Origin of the sequence: Providencia sp. PROV048, from assembly GCF_033688165.1 — a bacterium.
GTDB classification, from domain to species: domain Bacteria; phylum Pseudomonadota; class Gammaproteobacteria; order Enterobacterales; family Enterobacteriaceae; genus Providencia; species Providencia hangzhouensis.
Map to the genome: position 1 here is coordinate 2,933,664 of NZ_CP096360.1, position 17,820 is coordinate 2,951,483.

General features: G+C 39.7%; 13 protein-coding genes and 2 pseudogenes. 8 read left to right on the forward strand and 7 right to left on the reverse strand.

Translation table 11 applies throughout. The annotated features are described in order from the left end of the window. Positions 1-312 precede the first annotated feature (312 nt). Positions 313-1,356: an L-asparaginase 2 gene (gene ansB, locus M1F26_RS12945; protein ID WP_109911037.1), complete on the reverse strand. Its 1,044-nt coding sequence runs from the start codon at positions 1,354-1,356 to the stop codon at positions 313-315. A gap of 194 nt (positions 1,357-1,550) precedes the next feature. Between ansB and ycaO the strand changes: the two genes are divergently transcribed. Then, positions 1,551-3,305: a 30S ribosomal protein S12 methylthiotransferase accessory factor YcaO gene (gene ycaO / locus M1F26_RS12950; RefSeq protein ID WP_140170795.1), complete on the forward strand. Its 1,755-nt coding sequence runs from the start codon at positions 1,551-1,553 to the stop codon at positions 3,303-3,305. Between the two features lie 67 nt (positions 3,306-3,372). Here the strand turns inward: ycaO and M1F26_RS12955 are convergent. From M1F26_RS12955 to M1F26_RS12965, 3 genes and pseudogenes are all read right to left on the reverse strand, one after another. Next, a pseudogene (locus M1F26_RS12955) lies at positions 3,373-4,967 on the reverse strand (UxaA family hydrolase). A 24-nt stretch (positions 4,968-4,991) separates the two neighbouring features. Beyond that, positions 4,992-5,381: pseudogene (locus M1F26_RS12960) on the reverse strand (MFS transporter); the annotation flags it as partial. A 151-nt stretch (positions 5,382-5,532) separates the two neighbouring features. After that, the gene (locus M1F26_RS12965) at positions 5,533-6,426 is read right to left on the reverse strand and encodes a dihydrodipicolinate synthase family protein (protein ID WP_140170796.1); all 894 of its coding nucleotides are present in this window, start codon (positions 6,424-6,426) and stop codon (positions 5,533-5,535) included. 346 nt (positions 6,427-6,772) lie between these two features. Here M1F26_RS12965 and M1F26_RS12970 point away from each other — a divergent pair, with 346 nt between their 5' ends. From M1F26_RS12970 to pflA, 4 genes are all read left to right on the forward strand, one after another. After that, positions 6,773-7,546, forward strand: a complete 774-nt coding sequence (locus tag M1F26_RS12970) for an IclR family transcriptional regulator (protein WP_140170797.1) — start codon at positions 6,773-6,775, stop codon at positions 7,544-7,546. A gap of 462 nt (positions 7,547-8,008) precedes the next feature. Then, complete coding sequence (focA, locus tag M1F26_RS12975; protein ID WP_004256299.1) at positions 8,009-8,866, forward strand: formate transporter FocA; 858 nt, start codon at positions 8,009-8,011, stop codon at positions 8,864-8,866. Positions 8,867-8,936: 70 nt separating this feature from the next. Further along, complete coding sequence (gene pflB / locus M1F26_RS12980; RefSeq protein ID WP_140170798.1) at positions 8,937-11,219, forward strand: formate C-acetyltransferase; 2,283 nt, start codon at positions 8,937-8,939, stop codon at positions 11,217-11,219. Between the two features lie 281 nt (positions 11,220-11,500). Next, on the forward strand, positions 11,501-12,298 hold the full coding sequence (gene pflA / locus M1F26_RS12985) for a pyruvate formate lyase 1-activating protein (protein ID WP_227528824.1): 798 nt from the start codon (positions 11,501-11,503) through the stop codon (positions 12,296-12,298). Between the two features lie 47 nt (positions 12,299-12,345). On the opposite strand, the gene M1F26_RS12990 is transcribed toward pflA, so the two are convergent. Beyond that, positions 12,346-12,768, reverse strand: coding sequence for a DUF2000 domain-containing protein (locus M1F26_RS12990; RefSeq protein WP_004256305.1), 423 nt, complete (start codon positions 12,766-12,768; stop codon positions 12,346-12,348). Between the two features lie 149 nt (positions 12,769-12,917). On the opposite strand from M1F26_RS12990, the gene M1F26_RS12995 reads away from it, so the two are divergent. From M1F26_RS12995 to M1F26_RS13005, 3 genes are all read left to right on the forward strand, one after another. After that, positions 12,918-13,385: an Lrp/AsnC family transcriptional regulator gene (locus tag M1F26_RS12995; RefSeq protein ID WP_004256307.1), complete on the forward strand. Its 468-nt coding sequence runs from the start codon at positions 12,918-12,920 to the stop codon at positions 13,383-13,385. Positions 13,386-13,731: 346 nt separating this feature from the next. After that, complete coding sequence (locus tag M1F26_RS13000) at positions 13,732-14,538, forward strand: BPSS1780 family membrane protein (RefSeq protein ID WP_004256309.1); 807 nt, start codon at positions 13,732-13,734, stop codon at positions 14,536-14,538. 151 nt (positions 14,539-14,689) lie between these two features. Then, complete coding sequence (locus M1F26_RS13005) at positions 14,690-15,583, forward strand: LysR substrate-binding domain-containing protein (protein WP_140170799.1); 894 nt, start codon at positions 14,690-14,692, stop codon at positions 15,581-15,583. On the opposite strand, the gene M1F26_RS13010 is transcribed toward M1F26_RS13005, so the two are convergent. Together M1F26_RS13010 and serS are read right to left on the reverse strand one after the other, a co-directional pair. Continuing rightward, positions 15,569-16,297, reverse strand: coding sequence for a sulfite exporter TauE/SafE family protein (locus M1F26_RS13010; protein ID WP_140170800.1), 729 nt, complete (start codon positions 16,295-16,297; stop codon positions 15,569-15,571). The genes M1F26_RS13005 and M1F26_RS13010 overlap by 15 nt on opposite strands. A 183-nt stretch (positions 16,298-16,480) precedes the next feature. After that, positions 16,481-17,773: a serine--tRNA ligase gene (gene serS / locus M1F26_RS13015; RefSeq protein ID WP_140170801.1), complete on the reverse strand. Its 1,293-nt coding sequence runs from the start codon at positions 17,771-17,773 to the stop codon at positions 16,481-16,483. Positions 17,774-17,820 lie beyond the last annotated feature (47 nt).

The window sequence follows — 17,820 nt, forward strand, 5'->3', positions numbered from 1 at the left end:
AAATAAAATGTAATAAATTGATAAATATAAAAAATATATAGAGAATACACATAAGAAAGGGTTCAAGATAAAATCAATAAATTAACTGTTTGTACCTTAATTTTTCCTATTTTGTAGGAATTCTCAAAGTTCTATCACCACATTGACCTAATTGCCTTAAAAAAGCTCAGATTACTGAGTCAAATAATTAGGATAAATGTTGTTGTACTGAAAAATAACATACGTAAGTATAAAATTTCTTAACAAACAATAAAGCTAACGGGGTACAGGCTACTGCACCCCGCTGTATGAAATAAATACTCGTTTTGATAATTAATATTTTTCGAATAATGCCTGAATTTGCTGAGGATCTTTAGTCTGAGTTAAGGCTAATTGCAGCAATACGCGCGCTTTTTGCGGATTTAACCTTTCTGAAGCAACAAAACCATATAAGTTATCATCCACTTCGGCATTTCTTGTCGTATACCCTGTTGGTACACGGCTTGAGCGAACGACAACCACGTCTTCTTTCGCTGCTTTTGCTAAAGCGTCAAAGACAGTCTTATACATATTACCGTTACCCACACCCGCGCTTACAATTCCTTCAACCCCTTCTTCTCTCAAGGCTTTCACAGGAGCTGCTGATGCATTGGCATAGTTATAAACGATACCTACCGCAGGGAGCTTTTCGAGCTTACTGACGTCGAATGCCGCTTTGTCACTACGAGGTTGCGCTGCTTGGAAATAAGTAACTTTACCATCATGAATAAAGCCTTCTGCCCCACTATTAACGGCATCAAACGCTTGTACTTCAGTGGTGCTCATTTTCATCACATTACGGCCTTGCACGACTTTATCGTTCATTGCCATCAAAACACCGCGCTCTCCAGCAGACTTATCCGTCGCTAAAACTACTGCATTATACAGGTTCAAAGGACCATCAGCGCCCAAAGCTGTTGAAGGACGCATTGCACCAACCAAAACAATTGGCTTTTTACATTGCGTGGTTAAATCAAGGAAAAATGCCGTTTCTTCTAAAGTATCAGTACCGTGAGTGATTACAAAACCATCTGTTTTATCACAATCTTGGTTAATTTTTTTCGCCAGTGCCAGCCAAACTTGGTCATTCATATCTTGCGAACCAATATTCACCAATTGCTCACCGCTTAAATTAGCGATTTTTTTGGTTTCTGGCACCGCATTAATTAAAGCATCAATCCCTACTTTACCCGCTTGATAACTGGAAGATGTGGCTGAATCACCACCTCCTGCTATCGTTCCCCCTGTCGCCAATACCGTAATATTCGGTTGAGCGATAGCGGATACGGCAAACAGTGAAACCAATGTCGCCAAAAGCGCTTTATTTCTGTTTTTCATCCTATTTTCCTTTCATTAATAAACTTCGGTTATTATGTGGAATTGTGCTGAATTTTATGTGACCTATACAATTATTTTAGGATAAATAATGAATTTTAAGATGATTTATCTATGAATGAATAAAAAGCGTGAGGCTTGCAGCAAAAATCCGTATCATAGCCCGTTTGAAACACTCTATTCACAAGTGACTGACAATGAGCCAAACTTTTATTCCCGGCAAAGATGCCGCTCTTGAAGATTCCATTGATGCATTTCAAACCAAATTAAAGAAATTAGGGTTTGATATTGAAGAAGCCTCTTGGTTAAACCCTGTACCTAACGTTTGGTCTGTACATATCCGCGATAAAGCGTGCCCACTTTGCTTTACTAATGGTAAAGGGGCGAGCAAGAAAGCTGCATTAGCCTCAGCGCTTGGTGAGTATTTTGAGCGTTTATCAACGAATTACTTCTTTGCGGATTTCTACCTAGGTAAATCTATTGCTGAAGGGGATTTTGTCCACTACCCTAATGAAAAATGGTTCCCATTAACCGAAGATGATAGCTTACCTGAAGGGTTATTAGACAATCGTTTGATTAAGTTTTATGACCCCGACAACGCCTTAGCCGCCAGCCAATTAATTGACTTGCAATCTGGTAATGAAGAACGCGGTATTTGTGCACTGCCATTTACCCGTCAATCAGACAACCAAACCGTGTATATTCCAATGAATATTGTCGGTAATTTGTATGTCTCTAACGGTATGTCTGCGGGAAATACAGCCAATGAAGCTCGTGTACAAGGTCTTTCCGAAGTCTTTGAACGTTTTGTGAAAAATAAAATCATCGCTGAAAGTATTAGCCTGCCAGCTATCCCAGAAGATGTTATGGCGCGCTACCCTGCAGTCGTTGAAGCGGTTGAAACCTTAGAGAAAGAAGGTTTTCCAATTTTCTGTTATGACGCATCACTAGGCGGACAATACCCTGTAATTTGTGTGGTGTTGTTCAATCCACAGAACGGGACTTGCTTTGCCTCATTTGGTGCTCATCCTGACTTTGGTGTGGCCCTTGAGCGTACTGTCACAGAATTGCTGCAAGGCCGTGGCTTAAAAGACCTCGATGTGTTTAATGCACCAACCTTTGATGACGAAGAAGTAGCAGAGCATACGAATCTTGAAACTCACTTTATTGATTCAAGCGGTTTAATTAGCTGGGATCTGTTTAAAGATAATGCCGATTATGCCTTTGCAGATTGGAGTTTTAAAGGCACAACTCAAGAAGAATTTGCAACACTTATCAGTATTTTCAATAAATTAGATGCTGAAATCTATATTGCAGATTATAACCATTTGGGTGTCTACGCTTGCCGTATTTTAGTCCCAGGTATGTCTGATATTTACCCAGTAGAAGACTTACATATCGCCAATAACGCGATGGGCGCTTATTTACGTGACACCATTATCAACCTACCTGATAGCCAATGGGAAAAACAAGATTATCTTGCCCTTATCGAGCAATTAGATGATGATGGTTTAGATGATTTTACCCGTGTTCGTGAATTACTTGGTTTGGCTGTAGGTAAAGACAATGGGTGGAGTAACCTGCGTATTGGCGAACTAAAATCCATGTTGGCACTGGCTGGTGGTGATCTCGAGCAAGCACTTACTTGGGTTGAATGGACACAAGACTTCAATAGCTCGGTATTTACTGCTGAGCGTGCAAATTATTATCGTTGCTTGCAAACCCTGTTGTTGTTATCCCAAGAAGAAGAACGTGATCCTGCACAATACTACAACGCCTTTGTACGTATGTATGGTCAAGAGGCAGTAAATGCTGCATCAGCCGCTATCGCTGGGGAATCATGCTTCTATGGCTTGTGGTCTATTGACGAAGAACTTAAAGCACTTCCTGCGCATCAAGCCTTGCTGGCTGCTTATGAAAAGCTGCAAAAAGCAAAGCGTGATAATGCATAATGTGAATTAAATCGTTGACGGGGAACTTGCCCCGTCAACATTTTCACAATTTATTGGTTTATATTAATTATAAATCCAATGAACGTTTCCATAATAAGAAATCAAACTGTTCTAATCGGTCCGCTTGAACCTGATAGTCACCGCTTGCCGTTTCAATCACCCGTTCAAATAACCCTTTACTAATTGTTGGTAGTGGAACCCCATCAATAATTGGCCCGCAATCATAATCAATTATGTCTGACAGACGCTCTGCAATGGCACTATTAGTCGATATTTTTAAAACTGGCACAATCGGGTTCCCTGTAGGAGTTCCAAGTCCTGTTGAAAAATAACCACATTACACCCCGCAGCAACAAGGCCGGTAACCGCATCAACATCATTACCCGGCGTGCAAACTAATGATAACCCGCTGTCAGGCATAGGCTCCGCATAGTCACACACTGCACTAATCGGCGACGTTCCGCCTTTTTTAGCCGCTCCCGTCGATTTAATTGCATCTGTTATTAGTCCATCTGCAATATTACCGGGGCTCGGGTTATCGGCAATCGTAGTATTAAAGAAATTTGCTGTCTTTTCATAACGCTCCATCAAGTCTAAGAATTTTCTCTTATCCTCAAAAGACACGCACCGTTTCACCATGTCCCCTTCTGCACCACACAATTCAGGGAATTCAGCTAAACCTGATGCGCCCCCCAAGGTCACTAACCAATCAGAAACTAGCCCCATCGCAGGATTACCCGAAATACCAGAAAAACCGTCAGAAGCGCCACATTTCACACCGAGTTTTAAATGAGACAACGGAACATCCACACGGGACTGTGGTTCGACAGCCTTCATGCACTCATAAGTTTGCTTCAAAGCGGTTTGCATCATTTCTTCTTCGCTATTCCATTCTTGCTGGCGGAAGTAAAGTGCAGGCTTATTAAAATTGGAGTTTCGAGCAGCCAGTGACTCTTTAAACATTTTGCGCTGTGCTTTTTCGCAGCCCAAACTAAACACCGTAATACCTATCACATTAGGGTGATCTGCATAAGCAGCAAGCACATCACACATCGTTTTACTGTCAGAAGTCGCCCCACCACAACCACTCGTGACCGTAATGTAACGCACACCTTCTATATGTGGGAATAATTTAGGTTTTGCGGCTTCCCTTTGCTCGCCTGCGGTTAAATCTAACGCAAAGTTTTTCAAACTATTATTGGTATAACCTAATGCCTCATTTAAGGCATCAGTGAGCTTTGTTACATTGCGGTTTTCACAAAATACTAATGGAAAGATTAACCAATAGTTTGCAGTTCCCACTCGCCCATCTTCACGTATATAGCCTTTAAATGTACGTCCTTGATATGCCGATACATCTGGCGCATTCCACTCATATGGCGCATCTTGCTCTAAAGAAACCGGAGCTGCATAGTGGCGAATATTATCGACTGTGATAACTTCACCTTTTGCGATTGGCTTTGTGGCTTTTCCTACTGCAGTACCATACATCGAAACAATACCATCAACGGGTATCGCTTCCATGGCGAACTTGTGTTTTGCTTTCACATCGGTCACTAGGGTCACTTCTTCACTTCCCCAGTGGTAGATATCTCCTGCTTGCAGGTCTTTCAAAGCAACAATTAGGTTGTCGCTCTCATCAATTTTGAGAATTTTTTGCATGTCACACCTTCCTAAAAATTGTCATTAGTTAGATGACAATGCTTTGAGGTTGTTGTTATGAGTGTTTTTTTTAAGTAATGCGATTAAAACGGCACAACCGACGGTGATCACCGCTAATATCACGATACCTGCGGTATTGCTATTCATCATTTTATCGACTTCCACGCGAATGATTGGTGCGAGGAATGAACAGAATGCCCCCATGGTGGTACAGAAACCAATTCCTGCTGCTAATGCAGGGCCGCTTAATAACTGAGGAGGAAACGTCCAAAATACTGGTTGAACGGATAAAAAACCAACAGCGCTTAAATATAATGCTGCAATAGCAAAAACAGGGCTTGCAAATGCTGACAATGCCAAACCTAATGCTGCGGCTAACATACACAGCACTGAGATTTCGATGCGACGAGTTGGCAACAAAATACAAAATAAACATCAGGGGTACTAAACGTTTCCACGATTTGGCTATCGCAGAATTTAAAACAGGATTGTTATAAGCTTTCGTTGTCGCCATGATATTTTTCCCTGTTGGTAAGATGTTCTATTGTGTTTGATTCAGGAAAGGTCAGAGCGGTAAATCAGCAAGGGTTAATAACTGCTGAAGTTGCTCAATCTGTATATTGTTCAAGCCAATAAATGGCGCTGTACAATAGTCTGAATTAACCACACCTTTTAGCTGCAATGCTTTTTTAAAGGTTGGGATAAATGGTGCATTGACACTATATATAGCCATCAATTGGTCTACTTGTTGTTGGTGTTTTGCCACTAATGCTAAATCACCCTGGATAAACGCCTGCATCCACGATGCAAAAAACTGTGGAACAATATTTGAAAGCCCACCAATGCAACCATTTCCCCCCGATAAAACCACATGAGCAAAGTTATTATCGTAACCTGCGTATACCTCAAAATGAGGCAAGCGTGATTTCACCGTTTCAATCACTTGGGCGGTATGAGTCGTGTCAGGAATGGTATCTTTCAACCCGATGATATTGGGATATTTATCCGCTAAACGTAGGCAAACATCAGGGGAGACAGAATAACCTGTTCGTTCAGGAAAGTTATAAATGAAAATGTTAGCAGATGTTTTTGCTGCTATCGCACTGTAAAAACGAAAAACACCTTCATCATCTAGCGGGAAATAATATGGGCTAATGATCATCACCCCATCAATTCCTTTTTCATATGCATAGTTAGCCAATTCAATCGACTCTTCCACATCAAGGCGGCTTGCCCCTGCATAAACACGCATTTCCTCCTTTGGGTAACGACCACATAGGTCGATGAGTTTTTTTGAGCTCTGCATATTGAGCGCAAAAAACTCCCCCGTGCTTCCCATAGTGACAAAACCGGAGACTTTGCCCTTCAATGAGTCATAAACACGTATATTTTGTTCTATATCCACTCGACCTTTGTCATCAAAGATGGTCACTACTGGAGTGATATAACGACTTTCCATACCGGTAATCTCCTTACCTATTATTGTTCATATATACAAACTGAATTCATAAATAAAAACAATAAACAAGAAATCATGAATCATGGATTGAGTCAAATTCATACAACTCATATGAAAATTTTATGTAATAATCTGATTAAAAAGATATTTGAAGGGATTAAGTGGTCATAAAGCTAACTAAAGAATAATTTTTTTATTGCTAAATTTTGAGCAAGGTCACGCCTTTTGGATGACTTTACCCATTATTAAGAGTGACCAATTTGAGATTAAACGTATTCCTGAGATGATTTACATAGTGGTATTTTAAACCTAGAATAGCGACAAAATTAATCAGTGAGGTGGTTTAATGTCTACGGGGCACATGCCGACAATTCGGGTATTAGAAATACTGCAAGTTTTATCGGCTGAAAATACTGGGCTTTCTTTGACACAACTTTCTGATAAAACACAAATCTTAAAGGGGACTATTTATCCTATCTTAAAAACGTTGGTTGAACATCGATATATTAATTATGATGACAATAGCCAGCTGTATTATTTAGGTATCGCCTGCTCACTCCTTTCCCGCTCATTTTTCGAAAAATCCTATTGGCTAAAAATGGTTCATCGGGAAATGGTACATATTGTTGATGAATGCAATGAAGTGTGTCAAATGGGGATTTTAGACGGTGCCGATGTACTATACATTGATAAAGTCCAATCAGCCCAAAAGGTCCAATTAATCTCTAATATTGGTACTCGTTTGCCTGCTATTTACTCGGCACTGGGTAAGGCCATGATTTTTAACTACAGTGACCAACAAATTTCCGAGCTTTATCCTTCAGGTTTTACCCCGTTAACCCAATACAGTGTGCAAACTTTGGCTGAACTGCGCCTAAAGCTTAACGCAGTTCGTGAAAATAATTATGCCGTTGATAATAAAGAAATAAATGAAGAAACGACCTGCTATGCTGTTGCATTGCGTCAGCGGGATAAAATCATAGCTGCAATTAGTGTGTCTATCCCAACTTTCCGCATTGATGAATCCAAAGTGAACCAAGTCATCAAAACACTTTTAGCAAGTCGTGAACGTATTGAGCAAGAATTGAACACACTCGAAGATATTGAGTTTTATACCTAGCCATAACATTAAAAGCTGTTTGATTAGTTAACATATATCACTTTCATTTGTAGATTCATTTATACGAATCTTTTATTATTTACATTATTGTTAGATAAATATTGCAGAAATAAGGTTTGGTTAAGGAATATATATCGGAATCCCCCCGAATTAAATAGGGTATTATGCAAACATAAGTTAAATTGTATGCCAAAAGGATCATATTCATCTTAAATAGTTAACATTTACGCGTATATTTTTACTTATTTTAATGCTCAAAACTGACTTTATAAAAATTTTATATAAATTTTAAAAAATATTTATACCTTATATATCAACAAGATACATTCAAATTTAACAATTTACTAACCATTTTCACCGCTCTCTCTAGAGAGTTCATGATCCATATCAAATTTATCAATTCACCCCTTTGTTACTATTATTGCGTGCTATAATTAATCAACTTTGTAAGAGAGTGTTGGTATGAAAGCTGACAACCCTTTTAATTTATTGCCACCTGCTGTAATGGCGCAAGTCGCAGATGATGCCTCTTTTTATAAGGCAAATAAACATCCTGCAATTACTTACTTGTCAGCATTCACTGCCGGTATTTTTATCTCTATCGCGTTTGTATTCTATATCACAGCAACAACTGGGGCAGCTGAAGCGCCTTATGGTTTCACTAAACTTATTGGCGGGATTTGTTTCTCCTTAGGTCTGATGTTAGTGGTTGTATGTGGCGCAGATCTTTTCACCTCCACCGTACTCACTATCGTCTCAAAAGCCACAGGAAGAATTACTTGGGGGCAAATGTTCCGTAACTGGTTTAATGTCTATATTGGTAACTTAATTGGTGCGTTATTCTTTGTTGCACTGATTTGGTTTGCAGGACAATACACCGCAGCCAATGGTCAATGGGGGTTAAATGTATTACAAACCACCAGCCATAAATTACACCATACCTTTATTGAAGCGGTTACATTAGGAATTTTAGCAAACTTAATGGTTTGCCTTGCGGTTTGGATGAGTTACTCCGGCCGTAGTTTAACTGATAAACTGGTCGTTCTAGTGTTACCTGTCGCGATGTTCGTAGCGAGCGGTTTTGAGCATAGTATCGCAAACATGTTCATGATCCCGTTAGGCATTATGATTAAAGAGTTCGCCCCCGCTGAATATTGGTCTCAAATAAATATGTCTCCTGACCAATTTTCACACCTAACGGTTGGTAACTTTATTACAGATAACTTAATTCCAGTCACTATCGGAAATATTATTGGCGGTGCGATTTTAGTCGGCCTCATTTATTGGTTTATGCATTTACGTAGTGGCCAAAAACATTAATAGCCACTGACACACACGAAAAGATTTATTAAGATCCCTAAAAGATCCATTGTTAAAAGGTAAAAGTATCATGTCCGAGTTAAATGAAAAATTCGCTTTAGCATGGCAAGGTTTTAACCAAGGTGACTGGCAGAATAACGTCAACGTACGTGACTTCATCCAGAAAAACTACACTCCATATGAAGGTGATGAATCTTTCTTAGCAGGCTCTACTCCAGCAACTGACACGTTGTGGGATAAAGTCATGGAAGGGATCAAAATCGAAAACCGCACTCATGCGCCAGTTGATTTTGACACTGATGTCGCTTCAACCATCACTTCTCATGATGCAGGTTACATTACTAAAGAATTAGAAAAAGTCGTTGGCTTGCAAACTGACGCACCTCTGAAACGTGGTCTTATCCCATTCGGTGGTATCAAAATGGTTGAAGGCTCATGCAAAGCTTACAACCGTACTTTAGATCCAGAAATCAAAAAAATCTTCACTGAATACCGTAAAACTCACAACCAAGGTGTTTTCGACGTTTACACGCCAGACATCTTAAAATGCCGTAAATCAGGTATCTTAACTGGTCTACCTGATGCATATGGTCGTGGTCGTATCATCGGTGACTACCGTCGTGTTGCACTGTACGGTATTGATTTCCTGATGAAAGACAAATTTAACCAATTCACCTCTTTGCAAGAAAGATTAGAAAAAGGTGAAGACCTACAAATGACTATCCAACTGCGCGAAGAAATTGCTGAACAGCACCGTGCATTGGGTCAAATGAAAGAAATGGCTGCAAAATACGGTTACGATATTTCTGCACCAGCAACAAACGCACAAGAAGCAGTACAGTGGACTTACTTCGGTTACTTAGCCGCTGTTAAATCACAAAACGGTGCTGCAATGTCATTTGGTCGTGTTTCTACCTTCTTAGACGTGTATATCCAACGTGACTTAGAAGCAGGTAAAATCACCGAACAACAAGCGCAAGAATTGATTGACCACTTAGTCATGAAACTGCGTATGGTACGTTTCTTACGTACTCCTGAATACGATGAGCTGTTCTCTGGTGACCCAATCTGGGCAACTGAATCATTAGCAGGTATGGGCCTTGATGGCCGTACTCTGGTAACGAAAAGCACATTCCGTTTCCTGAACACACTGTATACCATGGGCCCATCTCCTGAGCCAAACATGACTATCCTGTGGTCAGAAAAACTGCCAATGAATTTCAAAAAATTCGCAGCTAAAGTGTCTATCGATACCTCATCAGTTCAGTATGAAAATGATGACCTGATGCGTCCAGACTTCAATAACGATGACTACGCAATTGCATGTTGCGTCAGCCCAATGATTGTTGGTAAACAAATGCAGTTCTTCGGTGCTCGCGCAAACTTAGCGAAAACCATGCTGTATACCATCAACGGTGGTGTTGATGAAAAACTGAAAATGCAAGTTGGTCCTAAACATGCACCAATCATGGACGAAGTCTTAGATTTCGATACTGTGATGAACCAAATGGACCACTTCATGGATTGGTTAGCAACTCAGTACGTCACTGCACTGAACTGCATCCACTTCATGCACGATAAATACAGCTATGAAGCTTCGCTGATGGCGTTACATGACCGTGATGTTTATCGCACCATGGCTTGTGGTATTGCGGGTCTATCTGTTGCTGCTGACTCACTGTCTGCAATCAAATATGCGAAAGTTAAACCAATTCGTGATGAAGACGGTATCGCTATCGACTTCGAAATCGAAGGTGAATATCCACAATTTGGTAACAACGATTCTCGTGTAGATGATATCGCGTGTGACTTAGTTGAACGTTTCATGAAGAAAATTCAGAAACTGCCTACTTACCGTAACGCGGTACCAACTCAGTCAATTCTGACCATCACATCTAACGTTGTGTATGGTAAGAAAACAGGTAATACACCAGATGGCCGTCGTGCAGGTGCGCCATTCGGACCAGGTGCAAACCCAATGCACGGTCGTGACCAAAAAGGTGCGGTAGCTTCACTGACTTCTGTTGCTAAACTGCCATTTGCTTACGCGAAAGATGGTATTTCTTATACTTTCTCTATCGTACCAAATGCGTTAGGTAAAGATGATGATGTTCGTAAAACGAACTTAGCGGGTCTGATGGATGGTTACTTCCACCACGAAGCGTCTATCGAAGGCGGCCAGCATCTGAACGTTAACGTTATGAACCGTGAAATGCTGTTAGATGCAATGGAAAACCCAGAGAAGTACCCACAACTGACTATCCGTGTATCTGGTTATGCTGTACGTTTCAACTCACTGACTAAAGAACAACAGCAAGACGTTATTACTCGTACTTTCACCAGTACAATGTAATAATTAGCTCATTAAAATAAAGTAAATTAAAGACCCCGCTTTACGGGGTCTGAGGTTGTTGACAAAGCGGGATAAAAGCGTGATTTTTCCCGCTTTGTGTTATCAGCCGAAAATCAATAAATTGATTTTCCTAGTTTATTTTCAAAACCTATTCGACTTGCAGCCAAACATAATATGTTTGTCAGCAGTCTGAGCCCCCTCACGGGGGCTTTTTATCTATACCAGCAACGATATTTTTGCTCTAAAGTTTGCGGTATGAAGGATATTTTGGAGTGCCTGCTATGTCTATCAATGATACTAAAACCAAAACAATAGCGACGACTAATGTGACAGAAACCCCAACCACACTCGGCCGTATTCATTCGTTTGAATCATGCGGAACCGTTGATGGTCCTGGGATCCGTTTTATTGTGTTTTTCCAAGGCTGCTTAATGCGCTGCCTGTATTGCCATAACCGCGATACTTGGGATACCCACGGTGGCAATATTGTTACCGTTGAAGAATTAATGAAAGAAGCCGTAACCTATCGCCACTTTATGAATGCGACTGGCGGAGGTGTTACCGCCTCAGGCGGAGAAGCTATCTTACAAGCTGAATTTGTACGTGACTGGTTCCGTGCCTGTAAAAAAGAAAATATTCATACTTGCCTTGATACCAATGGATTCGTGCGCCGCTACGACCCAGTGATTGATGAACTGATGGATGTCACTGACTTAGTGATGTTAGATTTAAAGCAAATCGATGATGAAATTCATCAAAAATTAGTGGGGGTTTCTAACCATCGTACTTTGGAATTTGCTCGTTACCTTGCCAAACGCAACCAGAAAACTTGGGTACGCTATGTTGTCGTGCCGGGTTGGAGTGATGATGACCATTCAGTACATTTACTGGGCGAATTTACCAAAGATATGAGCAATATCGAAAAAATCGAATTACTGCCCTACCACGAACTCGGTAAACACAAATGGGAAACCATGGGTGAAGAATACAAACTAGATGGCGTTAGACCACCATCAAAAGAAGTGATGGAACGAGTTAAAAGTATTCTAGAAAGTTATGGTCACAAAGTAATGTACTAACCAATTTGAGGCTCTTTATAGAGCCTCTGCTTTATCTGCCATTATTCCTATCTAAACAAAGGTAAGTGGCCAATAAGCTGCGTCACCGCCTTTTTATTTCCTACCAACCCAATACCAGCTAACTGAATATTTTTATATTCGTGTTCTAATAATTTTTGCTGATACTCATCATAAGTCCGGCACGATTGTGCCAATAAGCTAAAAGGAATAATGTATATTTCATTTACCTTTAATGCAGCCACTTCAATCTCTTTAATATACTGCTCCGGTGATTTTAAAATCGGTAATGGCGCATAAATCACACCGGGATAATTGATATTATCCGCACTGTTCAAATCTTCCCCTACTATATTGTTAACTTTATTTCCTAAACTCACGCCAATCACACTAGCGGCATTCATTGCCAACCCGTTAGATAAATCCTGATTAACGACGATAGCGCAACGATGCTCAGCTGGATTAAATATCATTCCTGTCCCCTATGATTTTATCTGTATTCAATTTCCCAATAATTATGGCATTTAAAGAAAGAAATAGGCTTTCTAACTCAGTCATTACACGCTAAGATTTAGGTAAATTTATCCCATTTAAAGCATTTTTAAGGTAGAGATTTTCATTTATGGCAATAGATAAGACAGAAATAAAAATACTAAAGTTACTACAAGATGACGCTCGAATAACTAACCAAGTGCTTGCCGAAAAAGTAGGCATGTCAGCCTCTCCCTGTTGGCGAAGGGTTAAAAAATTAGAAGAAGAAAATATTATTCAAGGATATCGCGCCATTCTCAATCGTAAAAAGATTGGCTTAGGTGTGATGGTTTTTGTTCGCGTCATTATTGATAGTGATAGCGAGGCTGAAGCACAAAAATTTGAACAAGAAGTGACTGAGCTAGAAAATGTCGTCGCTTGCTACAGTATTGGTGGTGATACTGACTTTTTATTACAGGTTGTATCCCATGATTTAGACTCCTATGCCGACTTTGCTATGACGGTTATTCGCCGGTTACCGGGTATCAAAGAAATGCAAAGTATGTTTGTACTTAAAGAAATTAAGCCGTTGGATGCTTACCCAATATCACTTATTTAGCTTTTAAATTAAATAAAATCTTACTTAATTATTATGAATCGTGATTATTTAATTGACGATTTAACCTTGTTGATAGAACCAAAAAATAGCTTTTTTCACTAAATATACTAAATATTCGTATTTTATTCAGTACATTAAGGAATAGATAACCTTCTTATTTCGATAGAAAATATTTTATACAAGAAAATTTTAATCAAAAATACCTTACCAGAATAGTCTGCTTTATAATAAGCTAACTTATCTGCATACTACTGCCGATAAGTTACAAGAATGAGTATAAGCTCAAAAAACTTATTAATAATAATATATCGCTAATTCACTACGACTAACAGGTTCCTTTTTTATCATGAATAATGAAAACTTCAGTGCAGATAACAACCCTGCACCTACAATTAACGCACAAACTCAAGCCGATACATTCGTTTTTCACGCAGAACCTCGCGCAGTAGATGCAGGTGAAGGTGTTAACTGGATCAGCCAATCATGGTCTCTCGTTAAAGAAAAACTGGGAATGTGGATCCTAATTAACATCGTTCTGTTTGCGGTGATCTTTATCATTTCAATGATCCCATTCTTGAACTTACTGATTACTTTTATTACACCTATTTTTATCGGTGGTATTATTGCTATCAGTGAAAATCAACGTAAAACAGGCCAAGCAGAAATCGGCTTATTATTTGCAGGCTTCCAAAATAAATTTGGTACCCTATTTGCCGTTGGAGCCATCAACTTTGCTGCTAACTTAGTAGGAATGATCATCGCATTTATTATCGGTGGTTCTGCAATGTTCGGTTTACTGATGGAAAGCAACCAATACGGTTCGCCATCTGACGCGGCTATCCTTGCGTCTTCAGGTACATTCTTCTTTGCAATCATCATAATGGCCATTGCAGCATTAGTGGGTACAGCCTTAACTTGGTTTGCTCCTGCATTAGTGATGAACCATGATTTCACTGTTGGCGCTGCAATCTCAGCAAGCTTACAAGCTGTTAAGAAAAACCTCCTACCAGGTATCCTGTTCTTTATCGTTTTATCAATCTTAATGATAATTTCAGTTATCCCATTAGGTTTAGGTTTATTAGTTTCTATGCCAATTATGTATGTTTGCTATTACAGCAGCTATCGCAGCCTGTTTTTCTCACAAGTAAAATAAACCAAAATCTAATGATTTGACGACTTTGTTAAATCATTAAATCTAAAAAAAGGAAAGCAATTGCTTTCCTTTTTGCTATCCCGAAAAAATTCACATATATTCCTTTAAATGATAATTTCCCTCTTCTTTTCATAATTTGGAGTTGTTTTCCATGTATTTCGATATCACTGATTTAAAACTGTGTGTTAATGTAGCCAATGCAGGAAGCATCACCCAAGGAGCAAAACTAACTTATCTTACACTGCAATCTGCAAGTGAACGAATACGTGGGTTAGAAAATGAATTAAACATCGATATATTTATTCGTTCAGTGAAAGGGGTTTCATTATCGAATGCAGGTCATGTATTTATCGAGCATGCGAAAACAATTTTGCAGCAAATTGAATTAATGCAAGATGAACTGCGAAAATATAGTCGACACCTGCGTGGGCATATTAATATTCTTTGTAATACTTCAGCTCAAATGGAATTTTTACCCGCCCGTGTTAGCGCTTATTTACGACAACAACCCACTATGTCTGTATCCGTGAAAGAAATGCCAAGTGCTAATATCGTCACTGCCATCAAAAATAAAATTGCAGATATTGGTATTATCGCAGATTCTACTGACCTCACTGGTCTGGATATTCGTCCATTCAGCTCAGATGAATTAGTCGTTTTTGCCCATAAAGATAGCCTTTGGGTAAGCCAAAAAAGCGTTCTATTTTCTGATATTATTGATGCTGAATTTATTGGTTTAATGGAAGATAACCCATTACAAAAACATATTGATAATAACGCTAAACAACAAGGCAAACGGCTCAACTACCGGGTACGCATGCCAACACTAGATGCGGTAATGCAAGGGGTTAACGATGGAATTGGCATTGCTATTATTCCCAAACAAGCGGCACAGCGTAGTCAATTTTCTACTAGTAAAATACTGCAATTGACCGAAGATTGGGCATGCCGAAAATTAGTTATCTGCGCACGAGATTTCAGCCAATTACCTGATTATACCAACGAGTTTATTCATTTTTTAATTAACTGGTCATCTGAAAGCTAATTTTGCCGTCATGTAAATCCCTAATCCGATTAACCCAATAAAAAAGCAACGACGGAATAATTTCTCGCTAATAATCTTGCGTAAATATTGACCAAGATACATTCCACCAATAGCAGGTATTAAGGCAAAGGCAGATAAACTCCAATTAATATCATATTGTTGATGGTCAATAGATAACTTGATGGCTAATGCAACTGTTGATGCGGTAAATGCTAACCCTAGAGCCTGAATAAGCTCATCTTTATTTAATTTTAAGGTTTGCAAATAAGGGACTGCTGGAATAACAAATACTCCTGTAGCTGCTGTAATTACACCTGTAATATAACCCACTGTTGGCGAAAGCCATGTTTCATGTTTCTCGAAAGATGGCGTTTTTTTAGCAATTAAGCCCCAAATTCCATAGATAATAAGCACGATACCCAGTGCAGGTAGTGTCCAACGAGATGCCGAGGTTAAAGAAGGTAAAAAACTGAATAATGTGCCAAGCATGACCCCAATAATAAAACCACTGAGCCGTTTGATTAGTGCTATAAATTGTGGGCCAATCAATAATTGCCATATATTAGTAATTAATGACGGAATAATTAATAAGCTCGCAGCTGCAGCAGGCTCCATTGATGTGCTTAATAACCCCATCGCGATTGTTGGTAGGCCTAGCCCGATCACCCCTTTTACAATACCCGCTAATAAGAAAACACCAATAATTACACCCATCAATATCACCCCGATAAATTTATTTTACCGTAGATTAATGTCATGCATTGAATGCTGCTATTTGGAAAATATTGAGGGGGGATCAGGTTTAACCTGAGGATGCTTTTTCCAGAACACTTTAAATTTACACAAAAAAACGCGACTGTCGTCAGTCGCGCTTTATGTTTGAAAGAGTAACGGAAATTAACCGATGTACTCTAACCCTTTCATATATGGGCGTAATACTTCTGGAACTTCAATACGGCCATCTGCTAATTGGTAGTTTTCTAAAATCGCCACCAATGTACGACCAACCGCTAAACCAGAACCATTCAGGGTATGAACAAGTTGTGTTTTCTTATCACTCTTACCGCGGAAACGCGCTTGCATACGGCGCGCTTGGAAGTCCCACATGTTTGAACAAGATGAAATTTCACGATAAGTATTTTGCGCTGGTAACCACACTTCTAAGTCATAGGTTTTACGTGAACCAAAACCAATATCACCGGCGCACAAAATCACTTTACGATAAGACAAGTTCAGTAATTGTAATACTTTCTCTGCATGGCCAGTCAGCTCTTCCAATGCATCCATAGATTTTTCTGGATGTACGATTTGCACTAACTCAACTTTGTCAAATTGGTGCATACGGATCAAACCACGTGTATCACGGCCATAAGACCCTGCTTCAGAACGGAAACAAGGCGTATGTGCCGTCATTTTCAGAGGAAGTGAGTCTTCATCTAAAATTTCATCACGAACCAAGTTAGTCACTGGAACTTCTGCGGTTGGGATCAACGCATAAGTACTGCTGTCTGCTTCTTCTTCCAGTGGTTTAGTATGGAACAAATCTTCACCAAACTTTGGTAATTGGCCAGTTCCGTACAGTGTGTCATGGTTGACTAAATATGGAACATACAACTCTTGGTAACCATGTTGTTCAGTATGTAAGTCAAGCATAAATTGAGCCAAGGCACGATGCATGCGAGCAATTTGCCCTTTCATGACAACAAAACGTGCTCCTGTCAGTTTTACCGCAGCAGGGAAGTCTAAGCCACCAGATAACTCACCAAGGCTAACATGGTCTTTAACTTCGAAGTCATACTGGCGAGGTTCACCCCAACGAGCAACTTCAACGTTGTCAGAATCATCTTTACCATCAGGTACTTGGTCATCAGGGATGTTCGGGATACTCAAGGCAATATCACGGATTTCTTGTTGCAGCTTATCTAGCTCTGCTTTTGCAGAATCCAATTTTTCGCCTAATTGGTTAACTTCCAGACGTAATGGTTCGATATCTTCACCACGTGCCTTCGCCGCACCAATAGTTTTCGATCGCGAATTACGGTCTGCTTGCAGGGTTTCAGTTTCAACTTGTAAAACTTTGCGGCGTTCTTCTAATTCACGCAGCTTTTCCACATCAAGGGTAAAACCCCTGCGAGCCAGTTTTTCAGCAACCGCGTCTAGCTCCGTACGCAGTAAATTGGGATCGAGCATGCTTATCCTGTGATTATTGTTAGTAATTAATGATACTTTTTGAGGTG